The sequence below is a fragment of the Sphaerisporangium sp. B11E5 genome, assembly GCF_039871875.1.
Classification (GTDB): Bacteria; Actinomycetota; Actinomycetes; order Streptosporangiales; family Streptosporangiaceae; genus Sphaerisporangium.
Genome location: NZ_JBDPMD010000008.1, coordinates 205,419 through 228,183, shown reverse-complemented (window position 1 = coordinate 228,183; position 22,765 = coordinate 205,419). Strand labels below are relative to the sequence as shown.

Here is a 22,765-nt window from a genome sequence, read left to right as displayed (position 1 = left end):
CGGGCCACCGGCACCCGGTGTCCCGCCCGCTCCGTTTCCTCCTCACCGGCCGGGGCGGCCGGCCGTGCGCCGGGCCGCCCCGCCGGCGGTCACGGCGCGATGACGGCGAGCAGGTCCTCCATCGTCTGGGTGACGAGAAATCCGGCCTTCTCAAGTTCCCTGACCACGTACTTCGAGGCGTCGGGCAGGTGGACGATCACCGGCAGGTCGGTGAGTGCCTGGGTCTGCACGGCCTGGCCGAGTGCTCGCCTCCCTGACCCGGTCTTCACCTGGATCACCGCGTTGCCGGTCACGATGTCGAAGTCGGTGAAGACGCCGCCCTCCGGCTTCATGATCGCGATGCCCTGCGCCCTGACATGCCCCGGGTACCGGGTCTCGATGGCCTCGATGATCTCGTTCACCAGGGGGTCGTCCGCCTTGCCGACGACCCGGCTGACCGGTTTGGCGGCGGCGGCCCCGACGACATCGTCCGCCGGGCTCGCGACCACGGCCGCCGTCCCGTGCACCACCCGCTGGAGCGTCCGCCCCGGCACGTGGGAGGCGGCCTTCGCCAGCACGGCCACCCTGGCGCCCTTCGCGATGATCCCACCGGCCAGGCCGATGGCGAGCTCGATCTTGAACTGCGACCAGTCCCCCCGGTACAGGCCCTGGTACAGGCTGCCGACATAGGGGGTCATGAACAGGAGTCCCTCGGCCGCGGCACCCGCCAATCCGGCGAACACCTGGTCCTGCGTCCGGGTGAAGTGATCCGGGCCGGCGGCCGGGGAGAAGTCGCCCGGACTCCAGCCCCCCGGGATGCAGTCGTCGGAGTAGGCGTCCCCGGTGCACAGGCCGGTGCCGTCCACCATGCCGACCGCGTTGTTGCCGGTGAAGGTGTAGAGGTTCCCCGCCCTGGGGTCGGCCGGGTCCAGGTCGGGCGCCGGGCGGAACATCGGATCGGCCGAGGTCCACTGCAACGCCAGCGGGTCGTAGTAGCGGAAGCCGTAGTAGAGCTGCCCGCCCAGGGGGTCGAAGGTCTTGCCGTTGAACTCCCGGTCGTACCGGTCCTCGGCGGCGCTCTCGCTCAGCACCTCGCCGAACGGGCCGTACGACACCAGGCGGGTGGCCGTTCCCGTGGTGCCGCTCAGCGCGAGGACGTGGTGGCCCTGCGGGGTGGTGACGTAGTGCTCCAGTGACACCGCGCCGCCGGAGTGGTCCAGCCGGCCGACCGTCTCACCGCCGAGCCTGAGATACTGACGGTACCGCGGCGCCTGTCCCGCGGTGTGGACGATCTCCAGGTCGCCGGACCAGCGCCTGGTCTCCACGACCGCGCCGTCCACACCGTGCCGGACGGCGGCCACGCGGTCGTACCCGCGGTAGTAGTAGGTCTCCTTCTCGCCATCGGGCGCGGCGACCTCACGGAGCCGGAAGCCGTCCCACCGCTGGCGGACGGTGCCGCCGTCGGGCAGCGTGCGGCTGGTCATGTTGCCCGGCTCGTCGTACTCGTAGGACGCCAGCTCGGTGCCGTCCGCGCGGCGCAACGCGTCGAGACGCCGCGGGTCGCCGCCCGGCGCGCCGGCGCTCTGGTAGACGTGCTCGACGTCGCGGGTGAGGGCCCGCGCCGCCCCGCCCGTGTCGACGTCCGCCGACGCCATGCGCCCGCCCGCGGTGTAGGTGAACGTCCCGCGGTACCCCGCCCCGCCGAACTGCGTGGCGGAGGTCAGCTGACGGCGGTGGTCGTAGGTGTGGAACGTCGTCGCGACCGGGATGCTCGCGTCGCCGAGCTGCTCCTGGATCGACCTGACCTGGCCGTTGTCGAAGTACTGCACCGACTGCTTGTACCGCTGCGCCGAACCGGCCGTGACCAGCAGGGACTTCAGGCGGCCGTACGTGTCACGGCCGTAGTCCACGGTGGCGCCGGAGAAGCCGGGGGCCTGAGCCGTTCCGACGGTGCGGCGGGTGACCGCTCCGGAGTCGTCACGGTCCTGCACCACCGTGATCGTCTTGCCGGTCTCGGGGGCGAACCTCAGCGTCGCCGGTGTGCCGTCGACGTCGTTGCCGGTCTCGATCGTCCGGCCGGTGAACGTGGTGGCCCCGCCCGCGGTGGCGCCGTAGGCGGTGGTCAGCGGGTTGCCCGCGGCGTCGTGGGTGGTGGTGACGGTCACGGTCTCCTCCGGCGCGCCGGGAAGCGCGGGGAGGGTCTCCGCCGTGGTGGCCCGGTGGGCGAAGGCGTCGTAGGTGTGCACGATCGTGCCGCCCGGCCCGGTGGACCAGGACGGCATGCCGACCTGGTAGAGCGCGGCGGCCCCGGTCGTGGCGATCGACGGGTGCGCCCGGTCGTAGTGGTGTTCCGTGGTGCCGAGCCAGAGCCGCGTCCGCTCGTCCTGGTCCAGGTCGCGGACCGCGTCGGTCTCCGAGGTGACCCTGCCGATGTCGTCGTACGCCCGGTGGTGGGTGTGGGCGGCCTCGGAGCCGCCCGCGGGAACCGGCTCGGTGATGGACACCAAGCTGTCGTTGCGGTCGTAGCCGTACTTCCACGTACGCCCGGCGGCGGTGACGGTGAGCCGGTTGCCCGCGTAGTCGTGCGTCATCTCGGTGCGCACGCCGTCGGGGTCGATCATCGACACGGTCCGGCCGAGCCCGTCGTACCGGTACGACGTGGTCGCGTGGACGGGCGCGCCCTGCCCGTCGGTCCCGCTGCGTTCCGCGACGGTGACGAGCTGCCCGGCCGGGTCGTAGGTCAGTGTGCTCTCCGCGGGCAGGGACCCGTCGCCCGGGGTGCCCTGGCGGACCGTCATCCGCGTGCCCGAGTAGGTGTACTCGGCGAACGGCATGAAGCTGCGGCCGATCTCGTGCACCGACGTGACGCGGCCGAGCGCGTCCTGGACGGTCCGCACGTCGACCGTGCCCGTCTGGCCGTCGCCTCGGGGGACGCGCGTGACGCGCCCGCCGTGGTCGTAGTCGTGGGTGACGACCCGGCTGGGGTTGGGGAACTGGCTGGTCGTCTCCTTGACCGCACGGCCGAGGCCGTCGGTCTCGACCTTCCGGCTGCTCAGGTTGTACGGCGACACGCGGGTCTTCATCGTGGCGGACACCGGGGTGACGCCGCCGCTGTCGTACGCGGCCCGGTCGTCGTACACCGCCTCGGCGACCACGACGGCGGCGGAGCCGTCCTGCGGGCGTCTGCTCACGCTGCGCACTCGTCCGAGCCCGTCGACCACGGCGATCGTGCCCTCGCGACGCAGTGCGTCGTCGAACGGGCAAGCGGACGCCGGATCGGGGGTGGTGCCCTGGTCGGCGCCGTCCCGGCACACGTACCCGGGCCCGCTGGACTCCAGCACCGCGCCGGTCGCCGGATCGGTCACCGACGTCACGACGTGCCCGGCCGCGCCGGTGACGCGCACGGGGTACAGGCCGAACCTGTCGTAGCCGACCTCGGTGGCTCCCGGCGCGTCGTCGCCGTCGCCGTGCCGGTGCACCTGCTCGGGCCGCCACACCTTGCGCACGCGGCCGTTCGCCGCGCCACCGGCGTGGTAGGTGTATCTGGTCACCCGGGTCTCGGCCCGGGGATCGGTGACGGTCACCGTGCGCGGGCGGTGATAGCCGGCGTCGTGGTAGGCGAACGCGACGGAGCCGTGCGCGACGCCGGTCTGCCCGTCCAGCACCGTGGCGTCGGCGACCGTCGCGGGCGCGAGGTGGAACGCCGAGGCGGACCACGCGAGGTTGTGGGTGGAGGTGGTCCTGCGGTTCTCCCGCCGTCCGTCGGCGTTGACGAAACGCCGCTCGGCCGCGGACACCGTCTCCATCACGTACGCGCCGCCGGACGACCGGCTCTGCCAGATGATCTCCTCGGTGACGGAGGCGGCGGGGGACTCCAGGCAGTCGGCGTAGGTCTGCCCCGTCGCGCCGTCGCAGGTGTACGACGTGACGGTCCCCGGCAGCACCACGTTCGACGGGTACTCACTCGTCATGCCGCCCGCGTAGAGGTTCAGCTCCTTGACGTGGTGGGTGTGCCTGACCACCGACATCACCGTCGTGACGCTGCCCAGGCCGCCCCGCAACTCGTAGGCGTCGTCACCCAGCACCGTGGCGGTGACGCCGGGCCGCCCCGCGGGGTCCTGGTCGTAGCGGTGGACGGTCACCGCGGACAGGTCGTCGCCCTGGTCGTCGGGGTCGCCCGGGTGCAGCGTCACGGTGGTCGCGAAGCCGCGGAACCTGTGCTGCCCGTACGGGTTCGGCCGGTGGACGGCGGCACCGTAGGAGAACTTCTGCCGGACGTCCGGCTCGCCCTGCCCCGGTGAGGTGGTCAACTCGTCCACGACCCACTTCGAGGCGGTCGTGCTACGGCCGTACTTGACCGTGGTCCTGGCCCCGTAGCCGTTGGAGATCGTGCGCATCAGGCGGGCGGGGGCGGCCCGGTCCGCGGCCTGGTCCACGATGTGCCTGGCGTAGCGGACCTCGATGCCGCCGTCGCCGTCGAAGTCGGCCACCAGGTCGAGCAGGCCGTCGGCGTTGACGTCGAGCGCCTCGGCCTCCCGCGACCACAGGTAGTCGCTGCGGTCGCCGGACTCGTTGGGTTGTCCCGCGCCGTCCCTGGCCACGCCGCGCAGGTCCGCGCGGCCGGCCAGCGCCTCGGCGACGGAGTCGTCCACGGCGGCCGAGGTGACCCAGCTCGTGCCGCCGTTGAGGTACAGCGTGCCGCCCTCGCCCGCGTCGTAACGCAGCGCGTCGGGCAGTCCGTCGTAATCGAGGTCGGCCATGCGGGTCTGGTGGTAGCCGTACTGCTCGGTGGCGATGCCGTTCCAGCCCGGGTTCGCCGCGTGGGTCATCCGGGAGACGAGCCGCTTGGTGTCGGGGTGGTTCGTGCTGAACGGCAGCGCGTCACCGGTGCTCGCCGTGCCGAAGCCGGAGCCGGTGTTGTACCTGATCTCGGTGCCGGTCTCCGTGACGTTCAGCGCGTCCGGCAGCCCGTCGCCGTTCACGTCCGAGGCGATGCCCCGGTACTGGTAGGCCGGGTTGTCCACAGGCGGGTTGATCAGGTGCACGTAGCTCCACGCGGGGGCGAGGTCCCGGTTCGAGCCGCCCGAGGGAAGGGTCGCGGCGCCGGTGAAGCGCAGGACGCCGAAACCGCGCCGCAGCGTGCCCGCCGCGTCGCCCGGCTTGCCGGACGTCATCGCGTCCACCCGGCCGTCACCGGTGACGTCGGTCAGCGTCACAGGCTGGTCCGACGTCAGGTACGGGTTGGCCGCCCGCACGACCTCGGTGACCGACGCCTGCGGGAGCACCACCGGGCCGACCTGGCCGAAGTCCTCCAGTTTGACCCGCGACGGCGTCGTCTCGAAGCCGGTGCCGGTGTTGCGGTAGACGTAGACCCACCGCTGGCGCTTGGTCAGCTTGACACCGCCGATGGTGACGTGGTCCGCCCAGTCGGCGTCGGCCGAGCTCCCTGTGCCCGGCGGCGGGGTGCCGTGGGTGCTCGCGTAGGGGCAGTGGATCGAGGCGATCGGGACGGAGATCAGTTCTGGTCTCTCGTCCCCGGTGACATCGGCGAAGTGGTGCGTCACCTGCTGCATCGAGCCCCAGCCCCGCTCGGCGGTCCAGCCCTTGGCGTCCTGGTCCGCGCACGGCTTGCCCGGGTCGCCGTGCCAGCCGGAGTTCGCCGTGCTGAAGGAGCGGCTGAGCGTGCACAACAACTCGCCGTCGCCGTCCGAGCCCGGGGGCGCGGCGACCGGGACGTCGGCGAGCGCGTCCCGCAGACTGAACGAGAAGGCCGCGGGGTCCTTGGCGAACCCGGCGGCGCCCTTGTTGACCCACACCTCGACCTGGCAGCCGCCGGTGCCCGGTGCGGGCCTGCCGAGCTCCACCTGCCCGGTACGGCGCAGCAGGTCCACCTTGTGGTCGCCGTTGACGTCGAGCCACATCGCCGTCATGCTCTCGCCGTTGGCCTGCGCCCGGGACAGCAGGTTCGACACCTCCTCCTCCTTGGGCTTGGCTGAGGAGTTCTGCGTGCCCGGGTTCGGGCAGAAGGGGAAGTCGCACCGGAAGAAGGGCTTGCCCGGCACGTACTCCCACGCCCTGGCCGCCTGCACCGTGCGGATCGAGGTGGGCGGCGCGGCACCCGGCAGGTCCTGCGCCGAGGTGTAGTTCTGCGTGCGCACGTACGACGCCGCCGCGCCGTAGGTGAACGTGACCGGGGGCAGCGCCGTCACCGCGCCCGTGCCCGGGGCGTACGCCTTCTGCTCGATCCGGGCGAGCTCGCGGTACGGCGTCACCGTGCCGCCGCAGGCGTCGGTGCCCGAGTAGCTCAGCGTGTAGTCGCGGGCCAGCGTCAGCGGGCTGCCCGCCGCCTGGCGTTTGGCCCAGGTGGTGACGCCGGTCAGCTTGCGCGTGCCGGACAGCAGCGCGAACCCGTGGCGGTGGTCGAGCCTGCTCCCGATGGCCGGCGTGCTGTCCGTCACCGTGCCGCAGAACGCCGGGGCCGCGTAGTCGAAACGCACCCGCGCGTACGCCGACGTGTCGCCCGGCGCGTGGTACTGGATGGTCCTGAGCAGGAACTCCCTTGCCCGCCCGTCCGCCGGGACGGCGTCCGACGTGCGCCCCACCACGTCGTAGTCGTACCTCAGTTCGTGCCCGTCCGGGTCCACGACACGGACCAGCGGCGCGTAGGTGTAGGGGTTCTCGCTCTTCAGCCCGTAGTTCAGCACCACCCCGTCGCTACGGAAGGCCCGCCACCAGTACGGCTCGTCCTCGATCCCCGCCAGGTACTCGTACCGCGTGAACGAGGTGTCCCCCAGCCCCCGGTACCCTGCCCCGCCCTCCGCCACCGGCAGCTTCGCGTCCCGCACCAGCGGACTGCCGTCCGGCCCGAGGAAGTTACGCGGCTCCCGCGCCTCGTCCTCCCCCGTCCCCCCGAACCCCCCGGCCTCCGGATCCGCCACGACCACCGGCACCGGCAACCGCCACCCCGCCGCCACCCCTCCATGCACCGGCGCCGACGAGTCGTACTCCAGGGCCACCCGCGGCTGCTGCCCCTTCCGCCCCGGCGGCACCTCGATCGGGTACTCGTACCGGAAACTCCCCGACGCCGACGCCCCGCCACTCCCCCCGGGCAGCGTCACCCCTTTCGGCGAGGTGGCGTCCGCGAGGGCTTCCACGTTTCCCCGCCCGTCCGCCGCGTGCGCCGCGCCGGGGGGAACGGCGACGATGAATCCACTGACCGCGACACTTACGGCCAGCGCCTGGGCCAGTACCCGTTTCAGCATTTTTGCTCCTCATGCCCTGAACGTCCGGCTCAATCAGCAGTACGGACGTCCAGGGCATGAAGGATTCCTTAACCCTATCGGCGGCATCTATCAGTCAATGCGCCGATAGTGGGCAAATCACCAGGTATCAGGAAGCCACGGCCCGTCCAGGCCCGGCGTCAGCGGAGTATTGCCTTGCGAATTCATGACCATCACTTCATGATCCGGTGTTATCTGCCAGAGTGCACCTGTCGCGTCGTCGGCTATGACAACCGATCCGTCATCGAACCTGCGTGAGCGAAGGTTCTCCGCGCCGCTGACCTCGCTCAGTTTGTCCAGCAGTATTTTCTCTCTGTCTTCCGGGCGAGCGGACCGCAGCTTGCCGCTCAGATCATTGAAAATGTCATCCTCAGCGGAACCATAACCTCCATGTCCTGGTTTGGGGCCGCCTTGCGTGTCACTGGTGGCACCAGTAGGGCCGTCGCCGTCTCCGCCGCCGCCTCGTCCCGCGCGGCCACCTGCGTCGGCCGCGTCGTCGGCATGGAGGTTGGGTCCAGGGAGGGATTCGAGCAAGAGCTCGAAACCGAGGCCCGTGCTTTCGGGGTCAATGGTGCTGGCGGTGTAGCCCTGGTCGTCTTCGACCTGGCCTGCCAGCAGGAAGATACCGACGGCGCGCAACGTTCGTACGCCCATTCCGGCCATGGTGGCACTCATGGCGGTCTCTCTCAGGAGGAACGAGCCGGCTTCATGCGGGCTGGGTGCGTTCTTCATGGCGTAGTGCACGTCTCCGGCGGAACCGTTGGCGTCGCGGCGAGCATTTTTGGCGGTCACGTCCCAGAAACAACGGACCCCGAAAATGCACAGCCCGTTGGGATCGACGTTGCTGACGGGGTTGTTGAGGGTGAACGTGTACAGATTGGAAGTGCGCGGATTGGCCTTGTCGAGATCCGGGGTGAACCGGAAGAGAGGGTCGGCACTGGTCCACTGCATGGCGTGCAGGTCGGCCCAGCGGTGCCCGTAGTAATTCAGGCCGGCGAACGAGTCGTGGTCCTTGTCGTTGATCTGGCGGGAGTACCTGCCTGCCGGGGGTGGGGTGGTGGTGGCGGTCTTGGCGATGAGCTCGTCGCCGAAGGGGGTGTAGGCGGCGGCGCGGCGGGTGGTGGCGCCGCTGGTGGTGCCGGTGCCCGCGGCGTCCAGGGCCAGGACGTGGTGGCCCTGCGGACTGGTCAGGTAGTGCTCCAGCGTGCCGGTCATGCTGTCGCCGTCGATGCGGCCGATCGACTGGCCGGCCAGCGTCAGGTAGGTGCGGTACCCGTTGTTGGCGCCGGGGGCGTACTGGACCTCGACGGCGCCGTACCAGCGGGTGGCGCCGGTGACGGTGCCGGCCGCGTCGCGGTGGACGGCGGCGACGCGCCGGTGTCCGTCGTAGAAGACGGTCTCGCTGCCGCCGCCGGGTTTGGTGATCAGGCGGAGGTTGGGCCCGTCCCAGACCTGGGTGGCCTGGGTGCCGTCGGGCAGGGTACGACTGGTGGTGTTGCCCGCCTCGTCGTAGACGTAGGTGGCCAGGTCGGTGGTGTCGGGCTTGCGCAGCGCGTCCAGCCGCTGCGGGTCGCCGGTGGCCGGGTCCTGGTACTCGTAGGTGACGTTGCGCGCGGTGGCGCGGAACGCCCCCGCGGTGGTGATGTTGGCGGAGGCGAGCCGGCCGCCGGGGGTGTAGGAGAACTCGCCGTTGTAGAACATGCCGGAGCTGTCGCCGGAGTTCGCGGTGAGCAACTGGTCGCGCAGGTCGTAGGTGTAGAAGCTGGTGACCGGCGGCTCGCTGCCGTCGCCGTGCACCTCGTCGGTGCGCCAGATCTCTCCGGCCTCGTTGTACTCGTAGGTGGCCACGTAGCGCAGTGTGGAGCCCAGGGCGGCGGTCATCCCGGTGACGCGGCCGTACCTGTCGTGGCCCCAGTTCATGACCGGCCGGGCGAAGCCGGAGGTCGCGCCGGTGTTGACGTCCCGCTGGGTGAGCAGCCCGGCGGCGTTGCGGGTGTTGGCGATGGTCATGTTCTTGCCGCCCAGCGTTGTGTACGTGACGGCGGGGGTGGCGTCGCGGTCGTAGTCGGTGAACAGGACCGGGCCGTCGTAGGTGGGGCTGCCGCCCAGGGCGGCGAACGCCTGAACCTGGGTGGACTCGACGGTGCCTGTCGAGTGGTAGGTGACACTCGTCTGCAGATCGTGGACGGCCAGCCCGAGCCCGTCCATGGCGTCCAGCCGCTGCCATGTGGTGATCGGGCGGCCATGCCCGTCGTAGCGGGTGCGGTCCTTGGCGATCGCGGAGTCCGTGCAGGTGAGCCGCCCGATCTGGAACAGGGCGATGGGCAGCGCGGTGCTGCTGGCGCACAGCGAGGGGTGGGGCCGGTCGTAGACGTACCTCTTGACGCCGATCTTCAGAGCGTCGAGGTTGGCCAGGTCGTCGGCCGGGGTCCCCGGGTCGTCGGCTTCCAGGTCCCGGGGCGCGGGCGTCTCGGTCAGCACACGGTCCAGGTCGTCGTAGGTCATCGTGCGGGCGTAGTCCGCGGCGGTCCCTCCCGCGGGGACCGGCTCGGTGACCTTGACCAGGTTGCCGTTGCGGTCGTAGTCGTAGGTCCACGTGCGGCCCGCACCGGTGCCGCCGGTGGTGATCTCGTGCCGCTGCCCGAACCCGTCGTGGGTCATGACCGTGACGGCGTCGTCTGGGTCCTGCACGCGGCGGGTGTTGCCCGCGGTGTCGTAGCGGTAGTGGGTGGTGGCGTACGTCCCGCCACCCCCCGGGCCGCCGGTCTCCGCGGTCTTCTCCTCCACCAGCACGACCTGGCCGAGCGGGTCCACGGTGGACCTGGTGACCGACTCGGGCGAGCCGTCCTGCACGACCTCGGTGACGCTGGTGGTGAGGCCGTTGTAGCTGGTGTGCGTGAACTGCCTGGTGCCTGAACCGGTCTCGTCCAACCGCACCGTGCGGCCCAGCGCGTCGTAGGTGACGGCCATGCCGACCGTGCCCGGCTGGCCGTCGGGGCGGGGGCTGTGGACGGCCGCCATCCGGCCCACGGCGTCGTAGTCGTAGGTGACCACCTTGTCCGCCTGGGGGTCCTGCTGGACCGTGGTCTTGACGGTGCGGCCGAGGCCGTCCAGTTCGGCCTTGGCGTGGGTGAGCTCGCCGTCCCCCGCGGGGGTCTCGGTGACCGAGGACACCGGAGTGCCGGGTGTGTTGTAGGCGGCCATGTCGTCATAGGACGCCCGGGCGACCACGACCCCCGCGCCGGGCCCCGCCGGGTAGGCCGTGACCTCCAGCGCCCGGCCGAGGCCGTCGATCGAGGTGACGGTGCGCTGCCGCAGCACCCCGGCGGTGGTGGGGGTGCAGGTGGCGGACGGCGGCTCGGGGTCGCTGCCGGCGTCGGTGCCGTCGGGGCAGACGAAGTCGGGGCCGGCCGACTCGGTCACCGCGCCGGTACCCCCGTCCACCTTCTGGGTCACCACGTGGTCGAACGGCATCTCCGCGTCCGCGCCGATGGTGGACCCGCTGTGGAACGTCGTGGTGGTGACGTGCACACCCTGTGTGTCGTAGGCGTAGTCGGTGTAGCCGGGGTCGTTGTCGGAGTCGACCCCGTACCGGGACACCTGCTGGGGCGCCCAGGTCCGCTTGACCTGCCCGGTGGCGGTCCCGCTCGAATGGTAGGCGTAGCGGACGGTCCGGGCCGGCGCCCCGGCGTCGGTCTCATCGGTGGAGGTGATGGTCTCCACCCGGCGCAGGTCGGCGTCGTAGTAGTCGTAGACGGTCGTGGACAACGGCACGGGCGTGCCGCCGGTCACCCCGGAGACGTCCCGCTGGACCAGGGCGATGACGTAGGTGTCGGCGTCCCAGGCCAGGCTGTGGTCCATCTCGGTACGGCGGATCTCCGGCACGCCGTCGGCGTCGGTGAAGCGGGTCTCGGTCTTCTCCGGGACCAGCAGCACGAACTCGCCACCGGCCTGTTCCGCCGTCCAGAACGTCTCCTCCACCGCGAACGGGGCACTGGCCACGCAGGCGTTCAGGGTCTGCCCGCCCGCCCCGGTGCAGGTGCGGCGGGTCGTCTGCTTCGGCAGCACGACCCGGGAGGGGTAGTCGGTGCGCATGCCGGGGACCAGCAGGTCGAGCTGGTGGACGTGGTAGGTGTGCTCGGTGACGGTCGCCACGCCGGGCGTGGTGGCGGGGTCGAGCCCCGAGGTGAAGGCGGCGTTGCCGCGGACCGTGACGGTGCGGGTGAGGGTGCCACCCGGTTGCAGGTCGTAGGCGTACTGGCTGAGCGTGGTCAGGTCGTCCCCGGTGCTGCCGGGGTTGCCCACGGTGAGGGTGGCGACCTCGGTGTAGCCGCGGAAGACGTGCTGGCCGTACGGGCCGGCCACGTAGGCGGGGCCGCGGTACGCCATCCGCATGGTGATGGCCGGCTCGCTCTGCCCCGGAGTGGTCTTGACCTCGCTGGCCAGCCACTTCCCGGCGGCGCTGTCGCGGGTGTAGGTGACGGTGTCGGTGGCGCCGAAACCGTTGGCGACGGTGCGCAGCAGCCGAGCGGGGGCGTTGTGGGGCGCGGAGGTGTCGATGATCTGCTTGGCCAGGCGCACCGTGGGGATGCCGTCCCCATCGGGGTCCTGAAGCAGATCCAGCAGTCCGTCGCCGTTGAGGTCGACGGCCTGGTGGGTCAGCCGCTGGCGGTAGTCGGAGCGGTCGGGGGACTGGCCGATCGCCTCTTCTCCCGTGATCATGCGGCCGGCGAGCATGGGCGCCACCGAGGCGTCGGCGTCGGCTACGGTGTTCCACTGGGTGCCGCCGCCGAGATACAGCTTGGACTGGCCGTCCGGGGTGTAGTACAGCACGTCGAGGTGGCCGTCGCCGTCCAGGTCGGCCGTCCGGGTCCTGTGGTGGCGTTCGCTGTGCGTGGGATAGTTGCGCCAGTCGTCGTCGTAGGTCTCCGTGTAGGTGGAGTTCATCTTGGTGGTCTGCGGGGCGCCGTCGCTGAACATCACCTGGCCGCCGTCGGCGGCCGTGCCGAACCCGTAGCCCTTGTTGAACCGGACCTCGGTGCCGTTGTCCAGCACTTCGACGCGGTCGGGCAGAGTGTCGCCGTTGACGTCCAGCGTCACCCCCTTCTTGAGATAACCGAGTTCGCCGTCACCGGACTCGACACCGGCGTGCACGGGCAGGCGCAGGTCCTCGCCGTTGTGGGTGTAGCTGTTGTGGAAACCACCGCTGCCGGTGCCTCGGTGCACCCGCACGGTGCCGTTGACGTTCGACGGGGTGACGTAGTCCAGGTAGCCGTCCCCGGTGAGATCGCTGACCAAGGACTGGACGGCGGCCCCGTCGATCTCCGGAGTGTGCGGTGAATCGGTGACGACGACCTTGTAGCCGGCGGCGACCTGCTGCTGCGGCACGATGGGGCTGCGTCCGTTGGCCCAGAACCGCTCCGGCGCCGTGGTGTCCGGCAGGGTGGCGCTGCTGGGCACGCGAACGCGGGTGGGTGTGGTGGAGAACCCGGTGCCGGTGTTCTTGTACACGTACCAGTAGCTCTGCCGCACCGTGTCGATCACCGGCCGGCACTGACACGGGTTGAGCTCCGGGTCGGGGATCCCTCCGGGGATCGAGTGCTGGGCGTGGGTCACCCAGGTCGGGTCCGGGTCATCCAGGTTCCACGGCACGTCCTGGGTGCTGTCGTACGGGCAGTCTCTCGGCGTGACCGGCTGGGACACCAGATCGGGGTCCCGGTCCCCGTCCACGTCGAAGAATCCGTGCATGACCTGGTGCATCGATCCCCAGGCGGCGTTCGCCTCCCAGTAGTCGGAACAGGGCTCGGTACCGTCACCCATCCGGGCGGAACCTTCCGGGCCGTTGTAGTCGACAACGCCGCGCCAGCCTCCCGGCACCGCGCTGAACGACCGCGACAGCGAGCACAGCAGTTCCCCGGTGCCTGCGGAGCCCGGCAGCGAGGCGACCGGGATGTCGGCCATCGCGTCACGCAGGCTGAAACCGGAGAACACCGTGGAGTCCATGACGAACCCCGGGTCGCCCTTGTTGACCCACACCTGGACCTGGCAGTTGCCGGTGACGGGCGGCGACGCGACCAGTCGCGGTGACGCCGTCAGGCGCAGCATGTCCGGCCGGCCGTCGGCGTTGACGTCGAGATAGAGCGTCGAGACGCTTTCGCCGGTGGCCTGCGTCTGCGCCATGCGCCAGGCCATCTGGCTGGCGTCGCGGCTGGTGGTGTACCCGCCTTGGGACGAGGGCAACCGGGTGGACCCGGCGTTCCCAGGAACGTCGCAGAAGGCCACGTCGCAGCGCACGAATGGAATGTCGGGATGGAAGTGGTCCCTGTCGACCCGGAGATCGCCATCGCCGTCGTGACTGCCGCCGTTCTGCAAGGTGTGCACCGACTCCGGCACCCGCAGGTTCGCCAGAGTGGTCGGTGTCTCGTAGTGCGCGTCCTGTGTGTAGGTGGCGGCCTTGCCGTAGGTGAACGTCGTCGGCGGCAGCACGGTGGTGCCGCCGCCCGGCGCGAAACCCGTCTGGGACACGGACGCCAGCTCGCGGAACGGCCCCGCCTGGTTGTTCGCGCACTGCTCCGTGGCCGCGGTGTAGCCGAGGTCGTAGCGGCGTATCGCGCTCAGCGCGCCGTTCCGCGTCGCCGCCGTGCTGATCCGGGTCAGTTTCCTCGTGCCGGTCAGCCGGCCGAATCCCTGCCGGTAGTCCAGCCGTGATCCCACCGGAGGCATCGTCGTGTCGTTCCCGCAGAACACCGGGGCGTCGTAGTAGAAGAACACCCGCGCGTACGGGACGGTCGCCCCTGGGGAGAGGTAGTCGATGCGGTCCAGCAGGAACTCCCGCGGAAGACCGGCCGCCGGCGTGGTGTCGGAGTTCCGGCCGACCACCCGCCACACGTACTTCAGCGTGTGCCCGTCACCGTCGAGTTGCTCCACCAGCGGCGCGTACGAGTAGGGGCTCTGGTCCTTGCGCCCGAACCGCACCACGTCGCCGTCCTGGGTGAACGCCTCCCACCAGTACGCCGAGCCGCTCACCTGGCCGAGGTACTCGTACCGGGTGAACCGCCCGTCCCCGAGCGCGCGGAACGCGATGCCGCCGGTGCGCTTCGGCAAGGTCGCGTCGGCCACCAGCGGGCTGCCGTCGGGCGCGACGAAATCGCGGGGGATGGCAGGGCCGTCCCCGCCCGGCTCGACGGGGTGCACCGCGCCCGGCTGGGGATCGACCGTGATCGCCGGTATGGGCAGGGACCAGCCGGCGGCGATCCCGCCGTGCACGTCACCGGCGGAGGAGTACGCCAGTGACAACGCGGGCTGCATCTTCTTGCGGCCCGGCGGCACTTCGATCGGGTAGGTGAACGTGTAGTCTCCCCGGGTGCTCGCCTGGCCGGCGCCACCGGGCATGCCGACCGCCGCCGGCGCCGTGGGCGTCGCGGCCGCGAGTCCGTCGAGGTTTCCCGGGCTGGTGACCGACGCCGCCGCCGGTACCGCCATCGCTGGGACATGGATCAGGGCGGCGAGCAGACCGGCGACCAGCGCCGTCCACAGGTGCCGCGTGCGCCGGGGGGGAACGGGAGAACTGCGCATAGGTACCTCGTCAGGGCGGTGGGGCTAGCCACGACAGAAATGAGGCGACACGGCGGAGCGTAGAAACCCCGCCTGTCGGTCGGCTCCCAATTCCCTGTCAGGCCCCTCACGCGCATTTCGCGCCGAGGTCACGCGGAACACCGGTGCCGGGCCGGACAGCCTGCCCCCCGTCAGGTCCCACGCTCGCCCGGCCGGCGCACGGCGGCCCCGGGCACCGGCCGGGCGAGGAACCGGCGGCACGCGGGTGCGTGCCGCCGGCGGGGCTCGGCGCGGGGGGCGGGCGTGGATCCACCCCCGCGCCGAGGGCGATCACGGGTCAGGCGACGAGCCGGTAGAAACGCCAGAACCCGAAATCACTTATGGGGAGTACCTCGATGTCGCGGAAGCCCGCGTCGACGGCGTAGCCGCGCAGGGTGGAGGGCCGCATGACGGTGCCGGTGGCGGCGGAGGAGGGGTGGGCCCGGCCGTCGGGGAGGCAGATGAGCAGGCTGAAGCCGTACATCAGGCGCTCGGTGTCGTCGCCGTCCGGCTGGAAGGAGTCCGCCACCGCTTCGTCCATGAGCATCACGTGGCCGCCGGGGACCACGGTGCGGCGCATCGCGGCCAGCACCTCGACGGGACGGGGCATGTCGTGCACGCACTCGAAGGCGAAGGCCGCGTCGTAGGCGCCCTCCTTGAGGTCGGCGGCGTCACCGAGGTGGAAGGTGACGTCCGTGCCGCGGGCGTTGCGCCTGGCCATCTCGATGGAGGGGCCATCGATGTCGATGCCCTCGACCCTCGCCTGCGGGTAGGTCCGCGCCAGGGCGATGGTCGACCATCCGCCGCCGCAGCCCACGTCGATGATGCGGGCACCCGGGCGGCGCAGGGCCTCGTCCAGGTCGGTCACGGTGGCCAGCGCGTCGGGGAGCGCGGACTCGAACCAGGGACGGTTCATGTCCGCCTGCGACTCGCGCACGTCGGCGCCGAAGGCGCCCCAGCCGACGCCGCCGCCGTTGCGGTACGCCTCGACGAGCGCGGGCATCTGCGCCGCGGCGCCGGCGAACATGCGCGCCAGCGGGGCGAGGTAGTTGAGGCTGGACTCGTCGGTCAGCACCTCGGCCGCGCCCTCGGGCAGCAGGAAGCGGCCGTCGGGCTCCACGGTGAGGATGCCCGCGCACGCCTGCTGCTCCAGCCACTCCCGCGCGTACCGCTCGTCGCCGCCCGCCCGAGCCACCAGTTCCCCGGACGTCGCCGGGCCGTGGGCGGCGAGTGCCCGGTACCAGCCGAGCCGGTCGCCGAGGTGGACGGACAGCACCTCGGCCGTGCCGAGTGCGGCGCGGAAGATGCGGTCGGCGAAATGCTGCGCCGTGGTGCTCATGGCTCACCTTTCAACATGTGGGGGAGGGGTCTGCGTGGAGTTCCTCCATGCGGTACGCAGTGGTTTCGCCCATCGGTTCTGGGCGGATGCGGGGTTGTCGTGCGCTCCGGGCCGGTCGTGCCGGGCGGGGTGGTGCTACCAGGCGGTCGAGGTGCTGGACGGTCCCGGGCGGGAGGCGGACGGGTGGGAGGCGGAGGTGAGGGCGTGGTGGAGTTCGTGGCGGCGGGAGACGCCGAGTTTGCGGTAGACGTTGCTCAGGTGCACCTCCACGGTCTTCACCGTGATGTAGAGGCGCTGGGCGATCAGGCGGTTGGCCAGGCCCTCTGCGGCGAGTTCGGCCACGCGGTGCTCGGCGGCGGTCAGGGCCTGCCCGCCGGTGGCGGACGCGGGACGGGGGCGGCCGCCCGCGGTGCGCAGCTCCGTGCGGGCATGGCCGGCGAGGCCGGTGGCACCGCAGCGAAGGGCGAGTTCCAGGCCGGCGGCGAGGCGTGTCCGGGCCCGCGCGGGTTCCCCGTCCCGGCGCAGGGCCGTGCCGAGCTCGACCAGCGCGTACGCGTGCGCCAGCCGGGCGGGGCTCCTCTCCAGCACGGCGACGGCCCGCCGGAGCAGCTCGGCGCCGTCCGGGCCGGGGCGCAGCATGCCCGCCACGCGCAGCGCGTGCCCGAGGGTCTGCGGCGCGCCCCAGCGGGTGGCCAGCGCCACCTCCTCCTGCGCGTACCGGCGGGCCTGCTCGTTCCTGCCGAGCGCGTGCAGGCTCAGCGCCGCCTGCGAGCGCCAGGCGACGACCGCCGGGTTGTCGCCGCCGATGGCCCCGAACCGCCGTCCCGCGGCCTCCGCGGCGTCCAGCGCCTCCTCATGCCTTCCCTCGGCGTGCCGCACCCGGGCGTAGGCCAGCAGGTACGCCGGCTCCATCTCGTGCAGCACCGAGCCGGCGGGCAGCCTGGCGCCCTCCAGGCTGGTGACCGCCGCGTGAAGGTCACCCCGCTCGATGTGCACCTGGGCGAGCAGTGTGTTCAGCGACAACCGCGCGAAGCCGAAGCGGATCATGTCGGTGAGCCGCAGCCCCTCGCGCAGATCGGCCTCGGCGTCCGCCAGGTCCCCCCGGCCGAGCAGCCCCATCGCCCGGTAGAAGAGGTGCAGGATCTGCGCGTTGATCGACCCCCGCGCGCGGGCCTCCTCGATGACCACGCTCTGCGCGGCGATCCCCGCGTTCAGGTCTCCCGACATCATCACGAAGTAGGAGCAGCTCGCCAGTGGCGCCCCCTGCGCGGCGAGGTCGGTCATGCGGGGGTCGGCGACCGCCTTGCGCGCCCGCTCCAGGCCCCCCGGGTCGGTGTGGTCGGCGTCCAGCACCGCGACGACGCCGTCCAGCAGCAGCGCGCCGACGGTCCCCGCGGGTGGCAGACGCCGCAGCCCCGGCAGCCGGCGCAGGATCTCGGTGTGGCTGAACGTCGAGGGCGGCACGGAGAGCAGCACGGCCTCCAGGTGCCGCCGCAGGTCGTCGTCGGTCTCGGGCAGCGCGTCGACGGCGGCCGTCAGCACATCGATCGCCTGCTCGGGGCGGCCGGTGTGCAGCATCGCCATCCCGAGGGCCACGGCCAGCCGGCCGGCCTCGTAGGGGTCGGAGGTCGCCGCGAGCGCCTGGGTGAGATAGCGGGCGCCGCGTTCCTTGTCCACGTTCAGGCCGGCCAGCCCGGCCTCGGTGAGCACCGTGACGCGCAGGTCGCCGCCGGGCGGCTCGGCCAGGGCGCGCTCCAGGTAGGCGAACGCCGGCTCGGGCACGCGCCGCGACAGCGCCGCCTCGGCGGCCTGCCGCAGCACGGCCACCCTCGCCTCGTCGCCGGCCGGCGGCAGCCGCAGAAGGTGTGCCGCCACCTGTTCGGCACGCGCGCCCTCCTCCTTGAGCAACCGGGCCGCCGCCTCGTGGTACGCCAGCCGTCCCGCGGCGCCGATCTGCCGGTACACCGCGTTCTGCACCAGGGGATGCGTGAACTCCAGGCACGTGCCGTCCATGCCGGGTCCACCCTGAACGGCGCCGGGGAACGGCGGCGTGTCCTCGCGCACGAGCTGGGCCGCGGACAACTCCGCGCACGCGGCCGCGGCCGCCGCCGGGTCCAGCCCCGCCACCCGGGCCACCTGTTCCAGGCCCGCGTGCGGCGCCATGACCGCGAGCACCTCGGTCAGCGTCCGCGCCGCGGGGGTCAGCCGCCGCAGTTCCACGGCGACCCGGCGGGTGATCACCTTGGCCCCCACGGGCTCGATCCCGCCGGCGTGCGCGGCGACCGGCGTCACCTCCGCCTCGGCCAGCCCGCGGGCCAGCTCGGCCAGCAGCAGCGGGTTCCCGCCGGTGGCCCGGTGGCAGACCCGGGCGAACTCCTCGTCGGGACGCGCGCCCATGCCGCGTTCCAGCAGGCCCGACGTCGCCCGCGGGGTCAGCGGCCGGAGCGGCACGGCCCGGCAGACCGGGTCGAGGCAGATCAGGTCGAGCAGGTGGGGGTCGGTGCCCCGTTCCGCGGGCCGCGTGCCCGCCAGCACCGCGAGCGGCGTGCCTTCCAGCCGCGGCAGCAGATGGGCGAGGAAGCGTAGGGACGACCGGTCGGCCCAGTGCAGGTCGTCGATGAACAACGCCAGGCCGTGGTCCCCGCACAGGTTCAGCGCCAGCCAGTACAGGCCGTTGAGCCCGGCGAACTCACCGGAGGCCGGCCCTGACGGCCCGGTGTCCGGGCCGAACAGGCCGCCCGCGTGCGCGGCCGCCCCCGACAGCAGTTCCGCGCGCGGCGGGCCCGCGGCGCCGGCCAGCGCCGGCTCGAAGAGCTGCCGCACCACCCCGAAGGCGAAGTCGCGCTCCAGCGTGACCCCGCGCGCCGTCAGCACGCGCATCCCCAACCCGGCCGCCGTCACCTGGGCCCGCTCAAGCAGCCGGCTCTTGCCCATCCCCGCCGCCCCGGTCACCAGCGCCATCGCGCCGGTGCCACGCCGCGCCGACTCCATCACCTCGCCGAGCGCGGCCAGTTCGTCGTCGCGTTCGAGCAGATCGGGGAAGCGCACCGCTCAAGTCTGGACGATTCCCCGTCCCCAGGACATCTCCCCGGCTCCCCTTACTCCTCCTTCTTCCCCGCCGTCCGCCGCCGCGCCCAGCGCATGCGCGCCGTCGCCCGCGACGGATCGCGGGCGAACGCGCCGGCGATGACGGCCGCGCAGCCGAATTCCCCGAGTTCGGCGAGCGTGTTCGCCACCGCCGCGTCCACCTGATCGTCCGTCGGGTCGTCCGACGGCTCCAGCGGGCTCGCGAAGAGGATCTCTTCCCTGCTCATCGGTGCCATGATGCTCCTGTCCCAGGGTGCGGGGGCCGCGCCGCCCCGCGCGGACCCGGGCCAGGCAGGACGGTCGGACGTCATAGGTGCCCCTAATGCCGGCCGGCCGGCTCCGCCAGGCGGTCCTCGGCCAGCGCCGTGGCGGCCTCAAGCGGGGTGACACCGGCCGCGTCCGCCTCGGTGAGGATCGACGTGACCCGGTCGCCGATCTCCAGCACCCGGGGCACCGCCGAGTCCTCGTCGCCGCCGCGGAGCTGCTCGTCCAGGAACGTGATCCCGCCGGCGCTGAGGATGAAGTCGGGCACGAACGTGACGCCGCGCTCGGCGAGCGGGACCGCGAGAGCGTCGTCGGACAGCACGTTGTTGGCGACGCCGGCGAGGATGCCGCAGCGCAGGTCGTCCATCGTGCCGGGATTGACGACCTCGCCGAGGGCGCACGGCGCGAGCACGTGGCACGGCGTGGCGATGGCCTCCGCCGGGTCCAGCACGACGGCGCCGATCTCGTCGGCCAGCGCGCGTGCCCGTGACTCGACGACGTCGCTGATCATCACGGTCGCCGACGACTTGGTCAGCATCCTCGCCAGGTGGTGGCCCACGTGGCCCACCCCCTGGACGACGGCCGTGTGGCCGGACATGTCGCCGGTGCCGTACACGTGCTCGAACGCCGCGACGATCCCGGCGTACGCGCCGAGCGCGGTGAGGTACGACGGGTCGCCCTCGGTGCACGTGACGACGTCGGCCTCGGTGCCGATGAGCCGCATGTCCTCGGCCCCGGTACCGATGTCGATGCCGGGAACGTAGCGCCCGCCGAGCGACTGGATGAACCGGCCGTGGGCGCGCAGCAGCTCGGGGGTCTTGTCCTTCGGGTCACAGACGATCACGCTTTTGGCGCCGCCGAGCCACAGCCCGGCCGCGGCGGTCTTGCGGGTCATCGCCCGCGCGAGGCGCAGGCAGTCGTCCAGCGCCGCCGCGTGGTCGGGGTAGGTCTTCAGGCGCACCCCGCCGAGCGCGGGGCCGCGGGCGGTGCTGTGGACGGCGATGATCGCGTCGAGGCCGGTGTCCGGATCGTTCCGGGTCACCACCTGCTCGAACTGCTCGAACACCACGGGACCGGACAGCTTCATGGCGACTCCAAAGGAGAGAGATTCGGTTGCGTTCGGTACGGCACCGCCCCGGCCATCGGTTCCGTTCCGTTACGCGCGGCGCTGCCCGCGGCCGGCGCCCTTGTGGTAGCGGGCGTACCGGTTGCCCGGGGGGAGCCACCATGCCACCAGGGCCACCGCCATGGCGAGCGCGATGAGCGCGCCGAGCCAGCCCATGACCGGCGAGACGGCCCCCGCCATGTCCCGCAGCCCGAGCAGGATCATCCCGGGGATGAACAACGTCAGGATCACCCGCGCCCAGGTCCTGGCCTTGCGCAGCGGCAGCAGGAGCAGCGCGATGATCAGTGCGGAGACGATCCAGACGACGGCCTGGGCGCGCAGTGTGGACAACGTCAGGTTCGCCGCGTACTCGGCCAGAGCGCGTCCCGACCCGCCGTCAAGGCCGAACTCGTCGGTCGCGTAGGACAGGAGCATCTCCTTGCCCGCGGTGAGCGCGAGGACCGCCGTGGCGAGCGCGGCCAGCACGGCGATCACCGTGCTGACCATGGCGACCATGACCGTTCCCGGCCGTGGCGGCGGCTGCTGCGGCGTGTTGCCCCAGTCGCCCGGTGCGGGGTGGCGGAGAGGGTGATCAGTGATGTCCATGGTGGTCCTTACTCGTCTCGTCGAGGCGGCCACCGGTGCGCCCGGCGGCCCGCAGAGCTGTACGGCGAGACGTGGACGACCGGTTCCGCCGCACGACGGCGGACCCGCCGCGTCGTGACCTCTCCGGAGCGTGTGGCCCGGCGCCGCGAAGGTGCCCCTCCGCTGACGGCCCGCGCGGCCCGGCGCGTGCACGCAACCGATCGCGGGTGGCGGTGCGTATCGCTCTCAGACCGACGGCGTCGGTGTGATCCACTTTCGCGTTTCAGCCAGAGCGGTCACCGCTCGGAACGGAGTATCGGATGATCGGCAACGATCGCGGGCGGCGCATCGGGCGGGCGGCGGCCCTGCCCGCGCTCGTCCTTGTGCTCGCGGGGTGCGGCCTGGCCGGCCCGTCCCCCCTGACCGGCGGGGCGGTGACGTCGGGGCGGCAGACCGGCACGCCGGAGGCCGGGCAGGACGGGCAGGGTCAGGTCGGGCAGTCGGACGGCCCGCCCGCCATCGGAGCTTCGGTGCGCGACGGCGAGTTCACCTTCCGGATCGACAAGGTCAGGACCGCCACCACGGTGGGCAGCGAACTGCTCAACACCAAGGCGCAGGGCAAGTTCATCCTGGTGCACTTCACGGTGAAGAACACGGGTAACAAGGCGCAGAGCTTCGTCGGCTACAGCCAGAAGCTGATGGACACCCGGGGCCGCGAGTTCGCCGCGGACTCCACCGCGGCGGCGTACCTGCAGAACTCCAACAGCCTCTTCGAGCAGATCAACCCGGGGAACTCCGTCAAGGGCGTGCTGATCTACGACGTGCCGAAGGACACCAAGGCGGCCGAGGTCGAGCTGCACGCCAGCCCGTTCTCCGAGGGCGTCACGGTCGCGCTGACGTAGGCGTCGTGAAGAACTCCTCGCTTCGTGCCCTCGCCGCCTGGTCGTGCGGCCTGCTGCTCACGGCGGCGTGCGGCGCCGGCCCCGCCCCGGCGGCCAAGGAGACGCTCGTCCCCGTTCCCCCGCCCCCCGGCCCGGCCCGGTCCCTGCCGCCCGCCACGCTCATCGGCGTCGCCGACACCCCCAAGGGCACGATCGTCGTCGACGCCGAGGGCCGCGCGCTCTACGTCTACGCCGAGGACCCGAGAAGCACGGCCAGGAAGCGGGCCACGCCGAAGTGCACGGGCGCCTGCGCGGCCACGTGGCCGCCCGCCCTCGCCCCCGGCGGCATGCCCGTCGCGCTGCCGGGCATCACACCGGCGTCCCTCGGCGTCGTCGTACGTGAGGACGGCGGCAAGCAGATCACCCTCGACGGCCACCCGCTCTACCGCTACTCGGGCGACACCGCCCCCCGCCAGACCAACGGCGACGGAACCGACCCCGCCTGGCGCCTCGCCACCCCACCCACCCGGTGACCGTCCCCCCGTCCGCCTGGCGGCCCACCGCCCGTCCCCACGGCCCTTCGTGACCACGGGCCGGTGACGATCGGCGCCGTCCCCCCTCCTCACCGTCCCGCCTCCGTGCCTGCGGCCCC

At 72.2% G+C, this 22,765-nt stretch carries 9 protein-coding genes; 2 read left to right on the top strand and 7 right to left on the bottom strand.

All coding sequences use genetic code 11. The features are described from left to right. Positions 1 to 89: 89 nt before the first annotated feature. From ABGB17_RS11280 to ABGB17_RS11250, 7 genes are all read right to left on the bottom strand, one after another. Entirely contained in the window at positions 90 to 7,241 is a 7,152-nt protein-coding gene (locus tag ABGB17_RS11280) for an RHS repeat-associated core domain-containing protein (RefSeq protein ID WP_347628231.1), read from the bottom strand. A gap of 117 nt (positions 7,242 to 7,358) precedes the next feature. After that, on the bottom strand, positions 7,359 to 14,834 hold the full coding sequence (locus ABGB17_RS11275) for an RHS repeat-associated core domain-containing protein (RefSeq protein WP_347628229.1): 7,476 nt from the start codon (positions 14,832 to 14,834) through the stop codon (positions 7,359 to 7,361). A gap of 316 nt (positions 14,835 to 15,150) precedes the next feature. Continuing rightward, positions 15,151 to 16,191, bottom strand: a complete 1,041-nt coding sequence (locus ABGB17_RS11270) for a class I SAM-dependent methyltransferase (protein WP_347628227.1) — start codon at positions 16,189 to 16,191, stop codon at positions 15,151 to 15,153. Positions 16,192 to 16,326: 135 nt separating this feature from the next. Continuing rightward, positions 16,327 to 19,239 carry an AAA family ATPase gene (locus ABGB17_RS11265; RefSeq protein ID WP_347628225.1) on the bottom strand — a complete coding sequence of 971 codons (2,913 nt, stop codon included), beginning with the start codon at positions 19,237 to 19,239 and terminating at the stop codon, positions 16,327 to 16,329. 50 nt (positions 19,240 to 19,289) lie between these two features. Then, positions 19,290 to 19,505, bottom strand: coding sequence for a hypothetical protein (locus ABGB17_RS11260; protein WP_347628223.1), 216 nt, complete (start codon positions 19,503 to 19,505; stop codon positions 19,290 to 19,292). A gap of 92 nt (positions 19,506 to 19,597) precedes the next feature. Beyond that, a complete protein-coding gene (locus ABGB17_RS11255) occupies positions 19,598 to 20,629 on the bottom strand; it encodes a Glu/Leu/Phe/Val dehydrogenase dimerization domain-containing protein (RefSeq protein WP_347628221.1) in 1,032 nt (343 codons plus the stop codon). A gap of 69 nt (positions 20,630 to 20,698) precedes the next feature. Beyond that, positions 20,699 to 21,253: a hypothetical protein gene (locus ABGB17_RS11250; RefSeq protein WP_347628219.1), complete on the bottom strand. Its 555-nt coding sequence runs from the start codon at positions 21,251 to 21,253 to the stop codon at positions 20,699 to 20,701. Between the two features lie 299 nt (positions 21,254 to 21,552). On the opposite strand from ABGB17_RS11250, the gene ABGB17_RS11245 reads away from it, so the two are divergent. Both ABGB17_RS11245 and ABGB17_RS11240 read left to right on the top strand, forming a co-directional pair. Beyond that, entirely contained in the window at positions 21,553 to 22,134 is a 582-nt protein-coding gene (locus ABGB17_RS11245; protein WP_347628217.1) for a DUF4352 domain-containing protein, read from the top strand. Between the two features lie 5 nt (positions 22,135 to 22,139). Beyond that, entirely contained in the window at positions 22,140 to 22,646 is a 507-nt protein-coding gene (locus ABGB17_RS11240) for a hypothetical protein (protein WP_347628215.1), read from the top strand. Positions 22,647 to 22,765: the final 119 nt, after the last annotated feature.

What these genes read in the sequence shown, in the direction of transcription:
- ABGB17_RS11280 (WP_347628231.1), bottom strand. Translation starts at nt 7,241, where the DNA reads ATGCTGAAACGGGTACTGGCCCAGGCGCTGGCCGTAAGTGTCGCGGTC.
- ABGB17_RS11275 (WP_347628229.1), bottom strand. Translation starts at nt 14,834, where the DNA reads ATGCGCAGTTCTCCCGTTCCCCCCCGGCGCACGCGGCACCTGTGGACG.
- ABGB17_RS11270 (WP_347628227.1), bottom strand. Translation starts at nt 16,191, where the DNA reads ATGAGCACCACGGCGCAGCATTTCGCCGACCGCATCTTCCGCGCCGCA.
- ABGB17_RS11260 (WP_347628223.1), bottom strand. Translation starts at nt 19,505, where the DNA reads ATGAGCAGGGAAGAGATCCTCTTCGCGAGCCCGCTGGAGCCGTCGGAC.
- ABGB17_RS11255 (WP_347628221.1), bottom strand. Translation starts at nt 20,629, where the DNA reads ATGAAGCTGTCCGGTCCCGTGGTGTTCGAGCAGTTCGAGCAGGTGGTG.
- ABGB17_RS11250 (WP_347628219.1), bottom strand. Translation starts at nt 21,253, where the DNA reads ATGGACATCACTGATCACCCTCTCCGCCACCCCGCACCGGGCGACTGG.
- ABGB17_RS11245 (WP_347628217.1), top strand. Translation starts at nt 21,553, where the DNA reads ATGATCGGCAACGATCGCGGGCGGCGCATCGGGCGGGCGGCGGCCCTG.